16 protein-coding genes, 2 tRNA genes and 1 riboswitch are annotated in these 15,765 nt (G+C 72.3%); of the genes, 12 read left to right on the forward strand and 6 right to left on the reverse strand.

What is annotated here, in order from left to right; all coding sequences use genetic code 11:
• Window positions 1-72 precede the first annotated feature (72 nt).
• Together ASG96_RS23030 and ASG96_RS00750 are read right to left on the reverse strand one after the other, a co-directional pair.
• Window positions 73-146, reverse strand: a tRNA-Gly gene (locus ASG96_RS23030).
• Window positions 147-361: 215 nt separating this feature from the next.
• Window positions 362-856 carry an FBP domain-containing protein gene (locus ASG96_RS00750; protein WP_057585970.1) on the reverse strand — a complete coding sequence of 165 codons (495 nt, stop codon included), beginning with the start codon at window positions 854-856 and terminating at the stop codon, window positions 362-364.
• Window positions 857-1,239: 383 nt separating this feature from the next.
• Window positions 1,240-1,413: riboswitch (cyclic di-AMP (ydaO/yuaA leader) on the forward strand.
• A 218-nt stretch (window positions 1,414-1,631) separates the two neighbouring features.
• Here ASG96_RS00750 and ASG96_RS23930 point away from each other — a divergent pair.
• Both ASG96_RS23930 and ASG96_RS00760 read left to right on the forward strand, forming a co-directional pair.
• The gene (locus ASG96_RS23930) at window positions 1,632-1,967 is read left to right on the forward strand and encodes a C40 family peptidase (RefSeq protein ID WP_235506570.1); all 336 of its coding nucleotides are present in this window, start codon (window positions 1,632-1,634) and stop codon (window positions 1,965-1,967) included.
• A 146-nt stretch (window positions 1,968-2,113) separates the two neighbouring features.
• Entirely contained in the window at window positions 2,114-3,745 is a 1,632-nt protein-coding gene (locus ASG96_RS00760) for a DUF6345 domain-containing protein (protein WP_057585971.1), read from the forward strand.
• Window positions 3,746-3,816: 71 nt separating this feature from the next.
• On the opposite strand, the gene ASG96_RS00765 is transcribed toward ASG96_RS00760, so the two are convergent.
• Window positions 3,817-3,890 (reverse strand) — tRNA-Gly (locus ASG96_RS00765).
• A gap of 108 nt (window positions 3,891-3,998) precedes the next feature.
• Here ASG96_RS00765 and ASG96_RS00770 point away from each other — a divergent pair.
• Window positions 3,999-4,430 carry a hypothetical protein gene (locus ASG96_RS00770; protein WP_056756014.1) on the forward strand — a complete coding sequence of 144 codons (432 nt, stop codon included), beginning with the start codon at window positions 3,999-4,001 and terminating at the stop codon, window positions 4,428-4,430.
• Window positions 4,430-5,305 (forward strand): SMP-30/gluconolactonase/LRE family protein, encoded by an 876-nt coding sequence (locus ASG96_RS00775; protein ID WP_057585972.1) that lies wholly within the window; start codon window positions 4,430-4,432, stop codon window positions 5,303-5,305. The genes ASG96_RS00770 and ASG96_RS00775 overlap by 1 nt, the downstream gene beginning before the upstream one ends.
• A 42-nt stretch (window positions 5,306-5,347) precedes the next feature.
• On the opposite strand, the gene ASG96_RS00780 is transcribed toward ASG96_RS00775, so the two are convergent.
• Window positions 5,348-6,913 (reverse strand): ATP-binding protein, encoded by a 1,566-nt coding sequence (locus ASG96_RS00780; protein WP_235509011.1) that lies wholly within the window; start codon window positions 6,911-6,913, stop codon window positions 5,348-5,350.
• A 91-nt stretch (window positions 6,914-7,004) separates the two neighbouring features.
• Between ASG96_RS00780 and dcd the strand changes: the two genes are divergently transcribed.
• The 7 genes from dcd to rpmG all read left to right on the forward strand — a co-directional run bounded on the left by dcd (window position 7,005) and on the right by rpmG (window position 12,309).
• On the forward strand, window positions 7,005-7,583 hold the full coding sequence (gene dcd / locus ASG96_RS00785) for a dCTP deaminase (protein ID WP_057585973.1): 579 nt from the start codon (window positions 7,005-7,007) through the stop codon (window positions 7,581-7,583).
• On the forward strand, window positions 7,580-8,308 hold the full coding sequence (locus tag ASG96_RS00790) for a serine aminopeptidase domain-containing protein (RefSeq protein WP_056756025.1): 729 nt from the start codon (window positions 7,580-7,582) through the stop codon (window positions 8,306-8,308). Before dcd ends, ASG96_RS00790 begins: the two co-directional genes overlap by 4 nt.
• Before the next feature lie 51 nt (window positions 8,309-8,359).
• Window positions 8,360-9,562, forward strand: coding sequence for an ABC transporter ATP-binding protein (locus ASG96_RS00795; protein ID WP_082588647.1), 1,203 nt, complete (start codon window positions 8,360-8,362; stop codon window positions 9,560-9,562).
• Window positions 9,559-10,200: an ABC transporter permease gene (locus ASG96_RS00800; protein ID WP_056756030.1), complete on the forward strand. Its 642-nt coding sequence runs from the start codon at window positions 9,559-9,561 to the stop codon at window positions 10,198-10,200. The genes ASG96_RS00795 and ASG96_RS00800 overlap by 4 nt, the downstream gene beginning before the upstream one ends.
• Entirely contained in the window at window positions 10,197-11,054 is an 858-nt protein-coding gene (locus tag ASG96_RS00805; protein WP_057585974.1) for an ABC transporter permease, read from the forward strand. Before ASG96_RS00800 ends, ASG96_RS00805 begins: the two co-directional genes overlap by 4 nt.
• The gene (locus ASG96_RS00810) at window positions 11,051-11,983 is read left to right on the forward strand and encodes an ABC transporter substrate-binding protein (RefSeq protein WP_057585975.1); all 933 of its coding nucleotides are present in this window, start codon (window positions 11,051-11,053) and stop codon (window positions 11,981-11,983) included. The genes ASG96_RS00805 and ASG96_RS00810 overlap by 4 nt, the downstream gene beginning before the upstream one ends.
• Before the next feature lie 158 nt (window positions 11,984-12,141).
• Window positions 12,142-12,309 carry a 50S ribosomal protein L33 gene (rpmG, locus tag ASG96_RS00815; RefSeq protein WP_057585977.1) on the forward strand — a complete coding sequence of 56 codons (168 nt, stop codon included), beginning with the start codon at window positions 12,142-12,144 and terminating at the stop codon, window positions 12,307-12,309.
• Between the two features lie 118 nt (window positions 12,310-12,427).
• Here rpmG and pip read toward each other — a convergent pair whose 3' ends face one another.
• Both pip and ASG96_RS00825 read right to left on the reverse strand, forming a co-directional pair.
• Window positions 12,428-13,393, reverse strand: a complete 966-nt coding sequence (gene pip, locus ASG96_RS00820; RefSeq protein WP_057585982.1) for a prolyl aminopeptidase — start codon at window positions 13,391-13,393, stop codon at window positions 12,428-12,430.
• 145 nt (window positions 13,394-13,538) lie between these two features.
• A complete protein-coding gene (locus tag ASG96_RS00825) occupies window positions 13,539-14,264 on the reverse strand; it encodes a hypothetical protein (protein ID WP_056756038.1) in 726 nt (241 codons plus the stop codon).
• A gap of 165 nt (window positions 14,265-14,429) precedes the next feature.
• On the opposite strand from ASG96_RS00825, the gene ASG96_RS00830 reads away from it, so the two are divergent.
• On the forward strand, window positions 14,430-15,665 hold the full coding sequence (locus ASG96_RS00830; RefSeq protein WP_057585985.1) for a GAF domain-containing protein: 1,236 nt from the start codon (window positions 14,430-14,432) through the stop codon (window positions 15,663-15,665).
• The last annotated feature ends 100 nt before the right edge of the window (window positions 15,666-15,765 follow it).

Here is a 15,765-nt window from a genome sequence, read left to right on the forward strand (position 1 = left end):
GGGACCGGGCGACCTGGCATACGGCATCGGACAGCAGAAGGGCCCGGTCGCGATGACCGGGCCCTTCTCATCTGGAGCAGGCGGCACGAATTGCACGTACGTCTTCCTTCTGGAAGAAGGCTGTTCTGCTACTGAACTACGCCTGCGAGGCGACGCCAACCGTAGCAACTCCGGGCCGCCGGAGTCCAAACGGACGCGCCGGGAGCCTCGACCGAGCGCCGAGCGAAGGTCCTCCCAGTGCGGCCCACGGGCTCCGCTCGGTCCGCGCCGTGCCCGGTGGCATGGTGCGCCACACCACCGGGCCGGCGTCGCTCGAGGTCGCGGGCTGAGCCACGTCCAGCGACCGGGCGTCAGCGGACGCTCACGACCCGTCGCGCAGGCGGCGGGCGAAGGCCGACGACCTCGCCCGGAGCTCCTCGATGCGCCGCTCCACGAGCGCGAGCGGGTCGAGGCCGCCCTCCATGCCGTTCGGCAGGCGCCGGACGTGGGTCGAGCAGCTGAAGTCGGCGTGCACGAGGGTCCCGAGGCTGTTGCCCTCGCGCCCGGCGGCGCCCGCCCGGCGTGCCACGAAGAGCGTGACGTCGCTTGTCGCGAAGACGTCCTCGCACCACGCGCACGTCGTGCTGGCCTTGCGGGTCCGCTCGGAGGCCCGCAGGAGCAGGCCGACGGGTTCGTCGTCGACGGGGATGACGGCATACGCCCGCTGCGGGTTGCTGCGGTCGACCCAGCCGAGGTAGTCGAGCGACTCCCAGCGGAGGCCGAGGTCGAGGTCGGCGGGAAGGTTGGCCTGCTTGGCCTCGCGCCGCGACGCGTTGACGAAGGAGGCGCGAATCTCTTTGTCTGTCAGTGGTTTCACGGTCTGTTCCTGTCAGTCGGGCAGGACCGGATGGCCCGGTCAGCCGGGGTGGGGGAGGTGGCGCGGGACCGGGACCGCTGAGCAGGCCATGACGGCCACCCACCTCTCCGCGGGCCTCCCCGCTGACGACTGACGTGCCCCGACGGAGCCGCGTCCATGGTGCGTGGTGGAGGGTGCGCCGGTCCACCCCTTAACGGCACGGGCCGCCGAGGGCGTATGCCGTGGGGTCACGGCGCGCCTCACAGGCGCCCTGAATGCCCCTGATGTCCGCCTGAATACCTTTTGACTTGTCAACTATTGCCATAATCTGACGTTCCATGCACTTTTCGTGACCTGTCTGTCACCGTCGATGGATGCTCATCGCCCGGGGTCCTCCCCGAGCGGCCCACCGGACGCCGAGTCCTGTCCACCGGTGGGGCAGCCACGCAATAACGGACAGGAGTGGGGGACCCACTTTCGGGCCGGTCAGCCGGTCCTTGGGGTGAAGCCGCATCTGCGGCCGGGCATCTTCCGCCCGAACCCGACAGCTCACCTCACAGGCGTGGGAAGGAAGTCCACCATGTCCATTTCTACCCTTGCACGCCGAATTCCCTTGCAGTCCTTGGCGATCACGCCACTACTAGCAGCAGCTCTCCTCGTCGGGACCGGAGGCGCACCGACATCGTCGGTCTCGCCCCACGCGGCAACAGGCTCAGCGCAGGGTCCGGTCACCATCAAGGCCAGGTCGGTCGCCTACGTCTCCGCCTACGCGCGAGCCGTCCGAGGAAGGGCGGCGGTGAAGATCGCCGCCGCACAGCAGGGCGACCCGTACCGGTACGGCGCCGCGGGTCCGTCGGCGTTCGACTGCTCCGGCCTCGTCTACTACACCTATCGCACGCGCCTCGGTGTCGGTGTGCCGCGCACGGCCAGCGCGCAGCGGCTCGCCAGCGTCCGCATCAGCAAGTCGAACCTCCAGCAGGGAGACCTGATCTTCTTCCTGTCCGGAGGACGCGTCTACCACGTCGGGATCTACGCCGGCTACGGCAAGGTCTGGCACTCGCCCAAGCCCGGTCAACGCGTCCAGCTCTCGAGGATCTGGACGACGAGCTGGGTGGCGGGCCGCATGCCCTGACGGCTGCGGTGTCGGCCGTCGCCTGCGGCGTCGGAGTCGATCCAGACCGGGACGGAGCGATACGTCGCGAACTGCGACCTGTATCACTGGTCCGGTCGTGGACCACTTGTCCGTGCGTCGCCTGACGCAAGGAACAGGGAGATCCCATGACCATGTCACTACCCGTCTTCGAGCTGGGTCGACCCGAGCTCGACCCCGGCCGCGTCGCAGCTCTCGCAGCCGACCTCTTCGAGCTCGAGGGTGAGGTCACCGAGGATGGTGAACGACTCTCTGTCTCCGACGAGAACCTGCTCCTCGAGGTGTTCGTCGCCTCGGGGGACCTCTTCGCTGCGGACCGCGCCCAGCTCTGGAACCCCTCACTGCGGCCCTCGCTGCCGAAGCCCGAGGAGGCCTACGACCGGGCCCGCGAGCTGATCCGGCGTCACGACCTGTGGCAGACGCAGGGGGACCTGGTCGAACTCGTCGAGCTCGGCGCCGGGGCCACCCATGTCGCCGCCCGAGGGCGTCGACGCGCTCGGGCGGACCGTCGAAGCCGTCAGCTCGACGTGCAGGCGCGCTTCGTCCTCGGCATCCGCAATCCGGGGGTCGACTCGGAGTCGAAGGTCCTTCCGGTCATCGGAGGTGGCGGGAAGCTCACCTTAACCTTCGGCGACGGCGGCCGGCTCATCGGCGCCAACGGAGGCTTCCGCCCGATCGGGGAGCCGCACGTCGTCGATGCCCTCGACGTGGACGAGGCCTTCGCGCGGCTCGGCGCCGACGGCGACCTCGGCGAGGTCGACCGCCGCGGCGCCTACCTCGCCTACTACATGGCTCCCGGCGATGTCGTCCAGGAGCTGCTCACACCGGTCTGGGTCTTCACGAGCGACTTCGAGGTCGAGCACGCCGGCGGCAAGGGCAGCTCGACCGTGCACGCCCGCCACACCTTCGTCGCGGCGACCGACCACGGACCGGTCTTCCCCGAGGCCGAGGTGCAGCCCGAGCGATCCGACCGCGCGCCCGCAGGACGGGCACCGCGATCCGAGCGTGCTGCGCGCGCGCTCAACCCGAGCGAGGCCGGGACGAGCTGGGTCAAGCAGATCGACCAGAGCCAGCCGCTCAACGGGAGCCCGGCGAACGCCCAGGGCTTCGTCGACGGGCTCTCGGCCGACGGCTGGCAGACGAACTTCAACTGGGGAGACCTCAACGCCTGGGAGTCCGACTGGCACTCCGACGACGACACGTGGGTCGATGCCGCCGACTTCGTCTTCTACACCGGCCACGCCAACCAGAACGGCTGGGTGCTCTGCGTGCCCGGCAAGAAGCAGTCGGTGCTCCTGACACCCAGCGCCGTCGGCGCTGCCCCGGCCTCGCCCGGGGACCTGTACGGCCAGAACGACCTCGAGTGGTTCGCCGTCGCCGCGTGCGGCCCGCTCCAGGACGACGTCATCTCTCCCGGAGGTGGCGACGTGCTGAGCCGCTGGGACGGCGCCTTCGACGGCCTGCACACGATGCTCGGCTACGGCGCCATCACCTTCGACAACACCGACGAGGGCCGCAAGCTCGCCCGCTACACGCGGGACGGGATGAGCGTCATCGACGCCTGGTTCAGGACCGCCAGGGAGGTGCAGCCCGCCACGAACAACCGGGGCGCGCCGGACGGGCCGGACATCTGGGTCGGCGCGATGTGGGTCACCAAGGCCGGCGTCGACCCCTCGAGCGACCACATCTGGGGGCACGGGTCCGTCTCCGCCGACCCGGCAGCCCCCTCCCAGCTCGTCTGCATGTGGACGACCTGCTAGCCGGAGCGCACGCACGAGGGCCCGGACCGGCACACGGTCGGGGCCCTCGCGCTGCTGCATCCTTCGTGGCGTGGAGCGAGCGACGGGAATCGAACCCGCGTATCCAGCTTGGGAAGCTGGCGCTCTACCATTGAGCTACGCTCGCACGGCCGCCCGGAGGTGCCCCGCGAAGGGTCCGCAAGGCGGCACGCGGCGTCAGTGTAGCCGACACCGCGCCAGTGCCAGGAACGCGACCCCAGGGGCCGAAACCGTCATGGATCTCGCCAAGCAGACCGCCTTCGTCGACCACGTCCGCGAGCGCGGCGGAGCGAGTGCCCAGGTGGCCGTCACCCTCGAGCAGTTCTTCGAGGGCAACGACTGCGAGTGGTGCATCGCACCCAACCGTCCCGAGGACATGCCGCTCGACACGGTGCGCCGGGTGCTCTTCGAGCTGCGCGAGCACCCGGAGGTCCACGACGTCCGGGTCGAGCTCGACGTCCTCGAGTTCCAAGACTTCCCCGACGACGAATGGCCCTACGCGAGTGGGGTGGCCGTCGTCACGACCTTGCTGCCGGAGGAGGTCGACGCGATGACGATCGACGCAGACACCGAGTCGAGCGGTGGTCCGGCCGCGAGTGCCGAGTGGCTCGTCGACGGTCCCGTCGTCCCCCAGGGCCACCACTACGTCGGCGTGTGGTGGGACTGATGGCGGCTGCACCCGGTCCCGGCCCCGTCGTCACGGGAGAGCTCGAGCAGGTCACCGACGCCCTCTGCTACCACGGCGAGGGTCCCGTCTGGTCGCCCACGTGGGGCGGCCTGCGCTGGGTCGACCTCCTCGCCGGTGACGTCCTGACCCTGCGTCCCGACGGGTCCGTCGACCGGATGCACGTCGGCGACGTCGCCGCGTTCGTGCGGCCGCGCACCACGGGCGGGTGGGTCGTCGCGACCGAGCGCGGGCTGGCGCGCGCGGACGAGCCGGACGGCATACCCACCCCGTGGTTCGACCTCTGGGACGACCCGTCCGTCCGGATGAACGAGGGTGGCGTCGACGGCGAGGGCCGCCTCTGGGCGGGGACCATGGGCTACGACCGGGTGCCCGGCAGCGCGCTGCTCTACCGCGTCGACGCGACGGGCCACGTCACGACGCTCCTGCCCGACGTGACCATCTCCAACGGCATCGACCTCTCGCCCGACGGCCGGCTCGCCTACTACGACGACACCCCGACCGGCCGCACCGACGTCTTCACGGTCATCGACGGCGAGCTCACCGAACGGCGCCCCTTCGTCACCCACGACGTCGGTCACCCCGACGGGCTCACGGTCGACAGCGCCGGCAACGTCTGGGTCGCCCTCAACGGCGCGGGCCGGGTCCGCTGCCACTCGCCGGAGGGCGAGATGCTCGCCGAGGTCGTCCTCCCCGTGCGCCTCACGACGGCGTGCACGTTCGGCGGCGACGACCTGCGCGACCTCTACGTCACGACGTCCCGCGAGAACCTCGACGACCCCGAGCCGCAGGCCGGCGCCGTCTTCCGCGTCCGCGTCGCCGTGCCGGGCCTGCCGGTGCGCGCCTTCGCCGGTTGACGGAGCCCCCGAGGGCGTATGCCGTGTGCCCGGGTCCCGCGGTCAGCCGGAGTGGGTGACCCCGCCGTCGGGGGAGTAGCCGAAGGACGCGACCGAGCGGCTCGGCCGCGGCAGCCGGCCGGACGGCATACCTCGCAGGTCGCCGTCCGCGCCGTCGTGCGCCCCGACACCGAGGAGGCTGCGGGTCAGCGCCTGCGCGTCGGACAGGAGCTCGTCGAGTGCGACGCCGAGGTGGTCGTCCGCCGGGGGCTCGTCGGCGACCGCCGCCGCGAGCACGGCTCGGCGCACGAGCTCCTTGGCGAAGGATGCCGTCGTGCCCTCGGCCCGGGCGGCCGCCGCCGAGATCGCCTCGGCGCCGAAGAGGTGTCCGCCGTAGAGGCGGAGCAGCTCGCGCCGTCCCTCGGCGTCCGGCAGCGGGATCTCCGCAGCCAGGTCGACGCGGCCCGGCCGCTGCGACAGGGCGACCTCGAGGTCCTCGACGCGGTTCGTCGTGAGCACGAAGGCGACGTCCGAGTCCGAGTCGAGCCCGTCGAGGGCGTCGAGCACCTCGAAGAGCAGCGGCGACGCCCCCATCGGCGCGAACGACCGGTCCTCGGCAACGAGGTCGCAGTCCTCGAGGACGACGATCGCGGGCTGGTGCGCGCGGGCGACCTTCGCGGCGTCGTGGATGAAGCGGAGCGAGCCACCGCTCAGCAGCACCGCGGTGGTGCCCGGGGTGGCCGAGAGGAGGTAGCGCACCGTGTGGGTCTTGCCGGTGCCGGGCGGGCCGTAGAGCAGGACGCCGCGCTTGAGGTGCTGGCCGTGCGCGACGAGCCGCTCGCGGTGCTCACCCATCCCGATGACATGGTGCGCCACGCGGTCGAGGACGCCGTCCGGCAGCACGACGGCGGCCGCGTCGACGGTCGGACGCTCGATGAAGGTGACTCCGGCCATGCCGGGGCCGTAGGGGTCCGAGCCGAACGTCACGACCTGTCCGCGGATGACGCTCCGCTCGTCCATCAGCTCCTGGACGCGGGCCATGAGCGCGTCGGACACGTCCCGGTCCTGCGCGACGACCTCGATGGTCCCGGACTCGCGCCCGAACTGCCGGTTCATGCCCTGCTGCCGGACCGCGACCGGGTGGCCGTCGAAGTGGAAGAGGCGGATCCCGGACGTCACGACCTGCCTCTGGTCGTCCTTGCCGGGGCCGGTCGGCATCCGGTCGTAGTCGACCTGCCCGACCGACATGCCCGGGCCGTGGAAGCGCTGCACGAGGTCGCCGAGCGACATGTGGTGGCGCGCGTCGCCGGCGATCCCGATGACCGTGGTGTCCCGGTCGTCGGCCGAGACCTCGGACAGGGCGATGTCCGCGTCGACGAGCCGGTGGGGTGGCACGGGCGCCGAGACGACGGCGAGCAGGTGCGGCTCGGCGCCCAGGTGCTCCCGGAGGGCCTCGGACAGCCGCTGGCCGCTCTCGTCGGCCGGCAGCGCCTCGAGGATCCGCCGCACGACGGAGTGGAAGTCGGCGAGCAGGGCGTCGTCGGCGACCGGGGCTTCGCGGGCGAGCAGGGCGTCGGAGGCGAGCGGGGCGTCGGAGGCGCGTCGGGCGCCCGTGTCCGAGGGGTCCATGAAGCGACGATAGGTGCCCCGCGGCCCACGTAGGGCGTCCGCGGGTCAGGAGAGTCCGGGCGAAACCGGTCCGGCGTTATAGCCTCGTCCCGTGCTGCTCTCCGACAAGGACATCCGGGCCGAGATCGCCGCCGAGCGGGTCGTGCTCGACCCGTGGGACCCGCAGATGGTCCAACCGTCGAGCGTCGACGTCCGGCTGGACAAGTTCTTCCGGCTCTTCGACAACCACAAGTACCCCTACATCGACCCGGCGGCGGAGCAGCCCGACCTGACGCGTCTCGTCGAGGTCGGCCCGGAGGAGGACCGCTTCGTGCTGCACCCGGGGGAGTTCGTCCTCGGATCGACGCTCGAGACCGTCACGCTGCCCGACGACCTCGCCGCGCGGGTCGAGGGCAAGAGCTCGCTCGGCCGCCTCGGTCTGCTCACGCACGCGACCGCCGGCTTCGTCGACCCCGGCTTCTCCGGCCACGTCACGCTCGAGCTGTCCAACGTCGCGACGCTGCCGATCATGCTCTACCCGGGCATGAAGATCGGCCAGCTCTGCTTCTTCCGCCTCAGCTCGCCCGCCGGGAACCCTTACGGCTCAGCGGCGTACGGCTCGCACTACCAAGGCCAGCGCGGTCCGACCGCGAGCCGGTCGTTCGCCAACTTCCACCGCAGCCAGGTGTGAGCGCCGAGCCGGCTCCCGCAGACGAGGTCCCGCTCGCGTCGCTCGTCTGGGACGCGCAGCCCACGGACGCGACCGTCGTCGCCCTCGTCATGCACGGTGGGGCCGTCGACGGGCACGAGCCCAACCGGCCGTGGTCGCACAACGTCGCCCGCCTCGTGCCGTTCGCGCGTGCCCTCAAGAAGGTGCCCGGCCCGATGGCCGTCGCCCGGCTCCGTTTCCGCGTCCGCGGCTGGAACGGCGACGCGATGCCCGTCGAGGACGCCAGGTGGGCGCTTGAACAGGTGCGGGCGGCATACCCCGGCGTCCCGATCGCCCTCGTCGGTCACTCGATGGGCGGACGGGTCGCGATGTTCGTCGGTGACGATCCCGACGTCCGGCTCGTCGTCGGGCTGGCGCCCTGGGTCGAGCCGGGCGACCCCCGCCCCGGCGCCGGCAGGCGCACCGTCCTCGTCCACGGCGACCGTGACGTCATCTGCTCGCTGGCCCGCACTCGCCACGCCGTCGAGCAGATGCAGGCCGACGGTCTCGACGCGTCCCTGATCCGCGTCGCCCGCGCCGACCACGCCATGCTCGTGCGCGCCCGGCTCTGGACCGCCCTCGTCAGAGAGGTCGTCGAGGCCAGCTTCGCGCGCGAGCTGGGGGGCACCGGCGAGCCGCGATCCGGACCGATCGGGGCCGTCGTGGCCCGGGTCGTGCACGCCGGGGGCGTCACGGTCGACATCTGACCCTCGACGAGGTCCGAGGTGCGGTCGGCGCAGACGGGTACGTTGAGGAGCATGATCCGCTTCGAGGGCGTGACCAAGCGCTATGCCGATGCGTCCGGCACCGACGGGGGAGCCGGGTCGGTCGCCGTCGACGACCTGACCCTCGAGGCCCCGACCGGCAAGATCACCGTCCTGGTCGGGCCCTCGGGCTGTGGCAAGACGACGACCCTGCGGATGGTCAACCGGATGATCACGCCGACCTCCGGCACCATCTCCATCAATGGGCGCGACACGGCCTCGCTCGACGTCGCCGAGCTGCGTCGCGGCATCGGCTACGTCATCCAGCACGCCGGGCTGTTCCCGCACCGCACCGTCCTCGACAACGTCGCCACCGTGCCGCGCCTGCTCGGCACCGACAAGCGCACCGCGCGGTCGCGCGCGATGGAGCTCATCGAGCGCGTCGGCCTCGACCCGGCCATGGCGAAGCGCTACCCCGCCCAGCTCTCCGGCGGCCAGCAGCAGCGCGTCGGCGTGGCCCGGGCGCTTGCGGCAGACCCTCCCGTCATGCTCATGGACGAGCCGTTCTCGGCCGTCGACCCCGTGGTGCGCGAGCAGCTCCAGAACGAGTTCCTCCGCCTCCAGTCCGACCTCGGCAAGACGATCCTCTTCGTCACCCACGACATCGACGAGGCCGTCAAGCTCGGCGACCAGGTGGCGGTGCTGCGCGTGGGCGGCGTTCTCGCGCAGCTCGACTCGCCGGCCAAGCTCCTCGCCGACCCCGTCGACGACTTCGTCGCCGGCTTCGTCGGTCGCGACCGCGGCTACCGCGCCCTCTCCTTCGCCGCGGCTCCCGAGCTCTCGCTCACCGACGAGCCCACGGTGCGTCTCGGGGCCGGTGCCGACGAGGTCCGTGCGATTGGTACGCCCTGGGTGCTGTGCGTCGGCGACGCGGGCGAGCCGCTCGGCTGGGTCCGTGCGGCCGCCGTCGAGTCCGAGGTGACGCGCTCCGTGCTGCACCGCGGCGGCACCGTGGCCTCGACCACCGGGTCGCTGCGGGCGCTGCTCGACGCGGCCCTGTCCTCGCCCAGCGGACGCGGCGTCGTGGCCGACGCGGACGGCCGTCTCGTCGGCACCATCCGGGCCGCCGAGGTGATCCCCGCGATCGAGGCCCGGCGCGACGCCGCCTCGTCGGGCGCCGCCGCCCCGTCAGGTGCCGGCACCGGTGCCACGACCTCGGCCGCCGACCGCCCGGCCGAGGAGGCGACCGCCCGGTGACCTGGGCCCTCGACCACATCGGCGACATCATGTTCCGCGCCGGCCAGCACGCCTGGCTCGCCGGGCTGCCGCTCGTGCTCGGCCTCGTCATCGCCCTGCCGCTCGGCTGGCTCGCCGCGCGCCGGCCCAGGCTGCGCGCCGTGCTCCTCACGACGACGGGCCTGCTCTACACGATCCCGTCGCTCGCGCTCTTCATCCTCCTGCCACCGCTGCTCGGCACGAAGATCCTCGACCCCGTCAACGTCATCGTCGCCATGACCGTCTACACCGTCGCGCTGCTGACCCGCACCGTCGCCGACGGCCTCTCCTCGGTCGACGGGTCCACGCGTCAGGCCGCCATCGCCATGGGCTACGGGTCGTTCGCCCGGTTCCGCGCCGTCGACCTCCCGCTCGCGGTGCCCGTCATCGCGGCCGGCCTGCGCGTCGCGGCGGTGAGCAACGTCAGCATCGTCAGCGTCGCCTCGCTCATCGGCATCTCGCAGCTCGGCTACTTCCTCACCGACGGCTACGCGCGCTCCTTCCCGACCGAGGTCTGGGTCGGCATCGTCGCGTGCCTGCTGCTCGCGCTCGTCTTCGACCTCGTCATCCAGGTCGTCTCGCGTTTCCTCACACCCTGGACGAGGGTGGTGGCCGCATGAGCTTCTCGGCGATCTGGGGCTGGTTCACCGACCCGGCCAACTGGCAGGGCACCGACGGCGTGCCCAACCGCGTGCTCGAGCACCTGCTCTACACCGGGCTGACGCTGCTCATCGCGCTCGTCGTCGCTGTGCCGCTCGGCGCCTGGGTGGGCCACTCCGGGCGCCTGCGCTGGCTCGTGACCGGCGCCAACGCCGCCCGCGCCGTGCCGACCCTCGGCCTGCTCTTCGCCGTGTCGATGTTCGTCGGGCCCCTCATCCAGAGCGACCTCGCCTTCGTCATCCCGAGCATCACCGTCCTCGTGCTGCTCGCGATCCCACCGCTGCTGTCGGGCACGTATGCCGGCATCGACAGCGTCGAGCCCGCCGCGCGCGACGCGGCCCGCGGGATGGGCATGACGGGTTGGCAGGTGCTGACCAAGGTCGAGGCGCCGTGTGCGCTGCCGCTCTTCCTCAGCGGCCTGCGCAGCGCCACCCTTCAGGTCATCGCCACCGCCACCATCGCGGCCTCCGTCAGCCTCGGAGGTCTCGGCCGCTACCTCATCGACGGGCTCGCCTCGCGCGACTACGTCCAGATGGTCAGCGGGTCGATCCTCGTCGCCGCCCTCGCGCTCGTCGCCGACGGCCTCCTGGCCCTGCTCGAGAAGAGGGCCGTCTCACCGGGAATCAGCGGGCGGGCCGCGCGTGTTGCCCGTTCACGCGCACGAAACTCCGATCCCCACCCCGAACCAGACTCCGACGGTGCAGACAGCTCGGACCCCGACCCGCGGCAGGCCGCGCTCGTGGGCTCCGGCAGCACCGGCCCCGTGCAGGCGACCGCCACCACGGGCACCCCATCCGAAAGGGACCGAACATGACACGCACGCGCTTCCTGGCCGCGGGCCTGCTCCTCGCCGCCGTCGTGCCGCTCGCCGCCTGCGGGGGCGGTAGCGACCCGCTCGCCCCGGCCACGAGCGCCGGAGCCGGCTCGACCGGGGGATCGACCGGCGCCGCCGGCTCGGTCAAGATCGGCTCAGCCGACTTCCCCGAGGCCGCCCTGCTCGGCGAGATCTACGCCCAGGCGCTCGAGGCCAAGGGCATGACGGTCACCCGCCAGTTCAACATCGGCAGCCGCGAGACCTACCTCAAGGCCATCACCGGCGGCGAGGTCGACGTCCTCGCCGAGTACACCGGCTCGCTGCTCAACTTCTACGACAAGAACGCCAAGGTCACCCAGCCCGACGAGGTCTACTCCGCCCTCCAGAAGGTCGTGCCGCAGGGCCTCACGGTGCTCGACAAGTCCGCGGCCGAGGACAAGAACTCCCTCGCCGTCACCAAGGACACCGCGAGCCAGTGGTCGCTCAAGGCGATCCCCGACCTCGCCGCGCACCAGGCCGAGCTCACCATCGGCGCCCCGCCGGAGTTCAAGACCCGCCAGCAGGGCCTCGTCGGCCTCAAGTCGGTCTACAACATCACGCCCAAGGAGTTCCGCCCGCTGCAGAGCCAGGCGACGGTCGAGGCCCTGAAGAACGGCCAGGTCAAGGCGGCCAACATCTTCAGCACCGACCCGTCGATCTCGGCCAACGGCTTCGTCGTGCTCGACGACCCGCAGAGCCTCTTCGGCTCCGACAACGTCGTGCCGCTCGTCCGGTCCGAGAAGGCCGACAGCGTCAAGGCCGCCCTCAACGCGGTCTCGGCCAAGCTCGACACGACGTCGCTGGCCGACATGGTCAAGGAGGTCGTCGTCGACAAGAAGGACACCAACGAGGTCGCCAAGACGTGGCTCGCCAGCGCGGGTCTCGCCTGACCCGACCCGTCGTCCGCCCAGAGGCCCCCGCGTCGGATGCGGGGGCCTCTGGCGTGCCCCGGCCGGACTGACTCGGCCGTGGAGGGAATGTAGCACCGTCGAGAATGGTTCTCATTACGGTTGCGGAAACTCGTGACCCCGAGACCGAAGGAGCCCCCATGGCCAAGCGCACCGACCTGCGCCCCGTCGTCACCCTGCGTTCGACCGCCGGCACCGGCTACGCCTACGTGACGCGCAAGAACCGTCGCAGTAACCCCGACCGCCTGGTGCTGCGCAAGTTCGACCCCGTCGCGCGCGAGCACGTCGACTTCCGCGAGACCCGCTGACGGCAGCGGACCGTCGCGTGACCGCGACGACTCCAGTGGCCACGTCCGACCTCGGACGTGGCCACTGCCATGTGCCGTATGCCGTCCGGCGCGGTGCCGGACCGCGCGCCGGGGGGGGTCAGGGCCGATGCGCCCCTACGGGGCCGGCGAAGCGGTCGAGGGCCGCGACCAGGATGCGCTCGCCCTTGCTCCCCGGTCCGTGCAGGTCGTCCTCGACCACGTGCAGCTCGGCGAGCGGCAGGGCCTGCGCCAGCTCGTGGGCGACCCGCAGGGGAGAGGCGATGTCGAGCCGGCCGCGCACGAGCACGGCGGGGACGCCCGCGATCCGGTCGAGGCGGCCCGTGATGGCGTCGTCCGGCAGGAAGGCGTGGTGACCGAAGTAGTGCGTGACGAGCCTCGCGAAGCCCAGCCGGAAGCGCGGGTCCGCGTACCGCGGGCTCGGCCGCACCGGCCCCGAGAGGGTCGCGATGCGGTCCTCCCACGCGCACCAGGCGCGCGCGGCTGCGTCGGCCACGAGCGGGTCGTCGTCGAGGAGCAGCCGGTTCACGGCCAGCGGCACGTTGGCCCGGTCCGCCTCCGCGGGCAGCGACGCGAGCAGGGCGTCGAACTCGGCGGGGTAGACCGCGCCCATCGTGTGGGTCAGCCACTCGACCTCGTGGCGGCGCGTGGTGACCACGGCCCACAGCACGAGCGCGCTGACCCGCTCGGGGTGCTCGACGGCATACGCGAGGGAGAGCGTCGAGCCCCATGACCCGCCCAAGAGGACCCAGGACTCGATGCCGAGGTGCTCACGGAGCCGCTCGAAGTCGCCGATGAGGTGGCCGGTCGTGTTGTGCTGCAACGCGGCCCGCGTGTCACCGGCGTGCGGTCGGCTTCGGCCGGCGCCGCGCTGGTCGACGAGCACGACGCGGTAGCGCTCGGGGTCGCAGAACTGCGTCCACCACGGCGAGGCCCCCGACCCCGGACCGCCGTGCACGACGAGGAGCGGCGTCCCGTCGGGCCGGCCGGACTGCTCCCAGTGCACCTCGTGACCGTCGTCGGTGGGGAGGATGCCGGTCTCGTAGGGCTCGTGAGCGGCATACACGGCTGTGTCCTCCCGGGAGTAGGGCTGGTGACTGCCGCGGTCGGGTGTCGGCGGTCGGGTGTCGGCGGCCGGCGGCCGGGGGCCGGGGGCGCGGATCGGCCCCGGCGTCGGACGCCGGGGCCGGATCAGGATGCCACCGAGGTGGTCAGCGTGCGTACGTCCCGACCTGTCGGGCGCGGTCCGTCGCGACGGGTGTGGGCGGAGGGGCTGCCCAGGCGACGGGCACCGGCTCGGGCGCCAGGGGTGCGAAGGTGGCCACGACGTCGATGCCGTCGCGCAGGAGCTTGACGAGGCGCTCCTCGGGGTCGTCGACGCAGGCGCGGGCGATGCCGTCCACGGCCAGGGCGACGACCTTGGCGGCGTTCGCCGGGCGGACGGCTGCGGTGTTGAAGCCCATGCGTGCCAGGTGGATTCGTGCCCACCGCTCCGCCGCCGGCGCGGCGGTGAGGGCGGCCCGTGAGGCCTTGGACAGCTGCCCGGGGGATCGACCGTCCTGCTCGGCGAGGATGCCCTCGGCGTTGAGGATGGCGAGGGCCATGACGTTCTGCCGCTCCTCCGCGGCGACGGGCAGCGCGGCCCGGGCCGTCGTCAGCACGAGCGCCGTCGTGACCCGCGGGTCGTCCGGGTTGAGGCCGACGACCTCGGGGATCATCGTGACCAGACGCTGGCGGTGCGTCTCGTCGAGCATGTCGTTGACGCAGCGCGCGAGGGTCGCCAGCACCGGGTGGGTGCACTCCGGGTGGTCGCTCCAGCGCTCGCCGGCCAGGAACGAGGCCATCTCCATGAAGCACGCGCCCTTGCGCGAGCTGCGGTGGCGGCCGCGGGACAACACGGGCACGCCGTCGGGCACGAAGGGGGCTCGTCGAGACATCGTCGCTCCTCGGACTTCCATCAAAGATCCTGCGCGGGTTCCTTCATGGTGCGCCTGAATCGGCTGCTTGACCACCCCTTCTGTCCAACCTGCCGGGCGCGCTCGACGTTGTGGGATTGCGCGCAGTCCTGTCGCCCGGCGCCGGAGTGTGTGCACAATCGGCCCATGCCCGTCGACGCGCACCCCGAGTCCGAGAGCAGCGGGGTCCGCGCCCACGTCGCCGACTCGTGGCTGCGGTCCGCCGCGGCCGGCGTCCAGGTCGACACCGTCGACGCGCCGATCACGCTGCCCGCGGACGCGCTGCGCGACCACCGCGAGGCGCACCCCTTGGCGCGCGTCTTCCCGTTGCTCGACGACGTGCTCGGCCAGGCGGCGCGCGACTGCGACGCCGTCATGGCCGTCTCGGATGCCTCGGGCCAGCTGCTGTGGGTGTGTGGGACGCCGAGCGTGCTCCGTCGTGCCGAGTCGATCGGCTTCGTCGAGGGCAGCAACTGGGACGAGCGCCTCGCCGGCACCAACGCACCGGGGATGGCCCTGCGCCTCGACCAGTCCGTCAACGTCATCGGGGCCGAGCACTTCCGGCACTCCGTCCAGCGCTGGAGCTGCGCGGCGACGACGATCCACGACCCGGCCGACCAGTCCGTCCTCGGGGTCCTCGACATCACCGGTGGCGACGACATCGTCGTGCCGCAGACCATGGCCATGGTGCGGGCGGCCGCGCGGATGGCCGAGTCCGAGCTGGCGCGCGAGCTGCTCGTGAGCGGCCGGGGCGCCCAGCCCGAGGGGACCGCGCGCGGGCTCTCGGTGCTCATGGAGTCGCTCGGCCGCAACGACACCCTCCTCACCGTCGACGACGGCAGGGGCCACCGCCGAACCGTCCGCCTCAGTCCGCGCCACAGCGAGATCCTGCTCCTGCTCGCCTCGGCGCCGCGCGGGCTCTCGGGCGACGAGCTCGCCGTCCTGCTCTACGAGGAGGACAGCAGCGCCTCGACGCTCCGGGTCGAGATGGGCCGGCTGCGCAGCCTGCTCGGTGAGGACCTGCTCGCATCACGCCCGTACCGGCTCGTCGCCGAGCTCTCCGGGGACTGGCTCGGGGTAGAGGCGCACCTGGCGGCCGGTGACGTCGCGAGCGCGATGCGCGCCTACCGCGGGCCGCTCCTGCCGCGGTCGACGGCGCCGGGGGTGGTCCGCCTGCGCGCGAGCGTCGAGGGCGACCTTCGCCGCGCGGTCATCGGGAGCGGTCGGGCCGACCTCATGTCGGCCTGGACGCGCTCGGCGTCCGGGGCCGACGACTACGAGATGTGGCAGGCGCAGGCGCGCGTCCTCGGCCCCGGGTCGCCGCTCATGCCGCTCGTCCAGAACCAGATCCACCGCCTCGACCGCGAGCTCGGCCCCGCCTGACCCGCCCGGTTCGTGGCCCCTCGACGGTTGAGACCCGGCCACAGCTGGCCCCTCGACGTTTCAAGCAACCGTCGAGAGGCCACGTCGCGCCCCGCCTCCC

Source organism: Terrabacter sp. Soil810 (genome assembly GCF_001429645.1).
GTDB lineage: Bacteria > Actinomycetota > Actinomycetes > Actinomycetales > Dermatophilaceae > Terrabacter.

Coding starts and splice junctions, on each gene's coding strand:
- ASG96_RS00780 (WP_235509011.1), bottom strand. CDS start 6,913: ATGGACCCCTCGGACACGGGCGCCCGACGCGCCTCCGACGCCCCGCTC.
- ASG96_RS00775 (WP_057585972.1), top strand. CDS start 4,430: ATGGCGGCTGCACCCGGTCCCGGCCCCGTCGTCACGGGAGAGCTCGAG.
- ASG96_RS00805 (WP_057585974.1), top strand. CDS start 10,197: ATGAGCTTCTCGGCGATCTGGGGCTGGTTCACCGACCCGGCCAACTGG.
- ASG96_RS00810 (WP_057585975.1), top strand. CDS start 11,051: ATGACACGCACGCGCTTCCTGGCCGCGGGCCTGCTCCTCGCCGCCGTC.
- rpmG (WP_057585977.1), top strand. CDS start 12,142: ATGGCCAAGCGCACCGACCTGCGCCCCGTCGTCACCCTGCGTTCGACC.
- ASG96_RS00760 (WP_057585971.1), top strand. CDS start 2,114: ATGACCATGTCACTACCCGTCTTCGAGCTGGGTCGACCCGAGCTCGAC.
- ASG96_RS00795 (WP_082588647.1), top strand. CDS start 8,360: ATGATCCGCTTCGAGGGCGTGACCAAGCGCTATGCCGATGCGTCCGGC.
- ASG96_RS00825 (WP_056756038.1), bottom strand. CDS start 14,264: ATGTCTCGACGAGCCCCCTTCGTGCCCGACGGCGTGCCCGTGTTGTCC.
- ASG96_RS00770 (WP_056756014.1), top strand. CDS start 3,999: ATGGATCTCGCCAAGCAGACCGCCTTCGTCGACCACGTCCGCGAGCGC.
- ASG96_RS00830 (WP_057585985.1), top strand. CDS start 14,430: ATGCCCGTCGACGCGCACCCCGAGTCCGAGAGCAGCGGGGTCCGCGCC.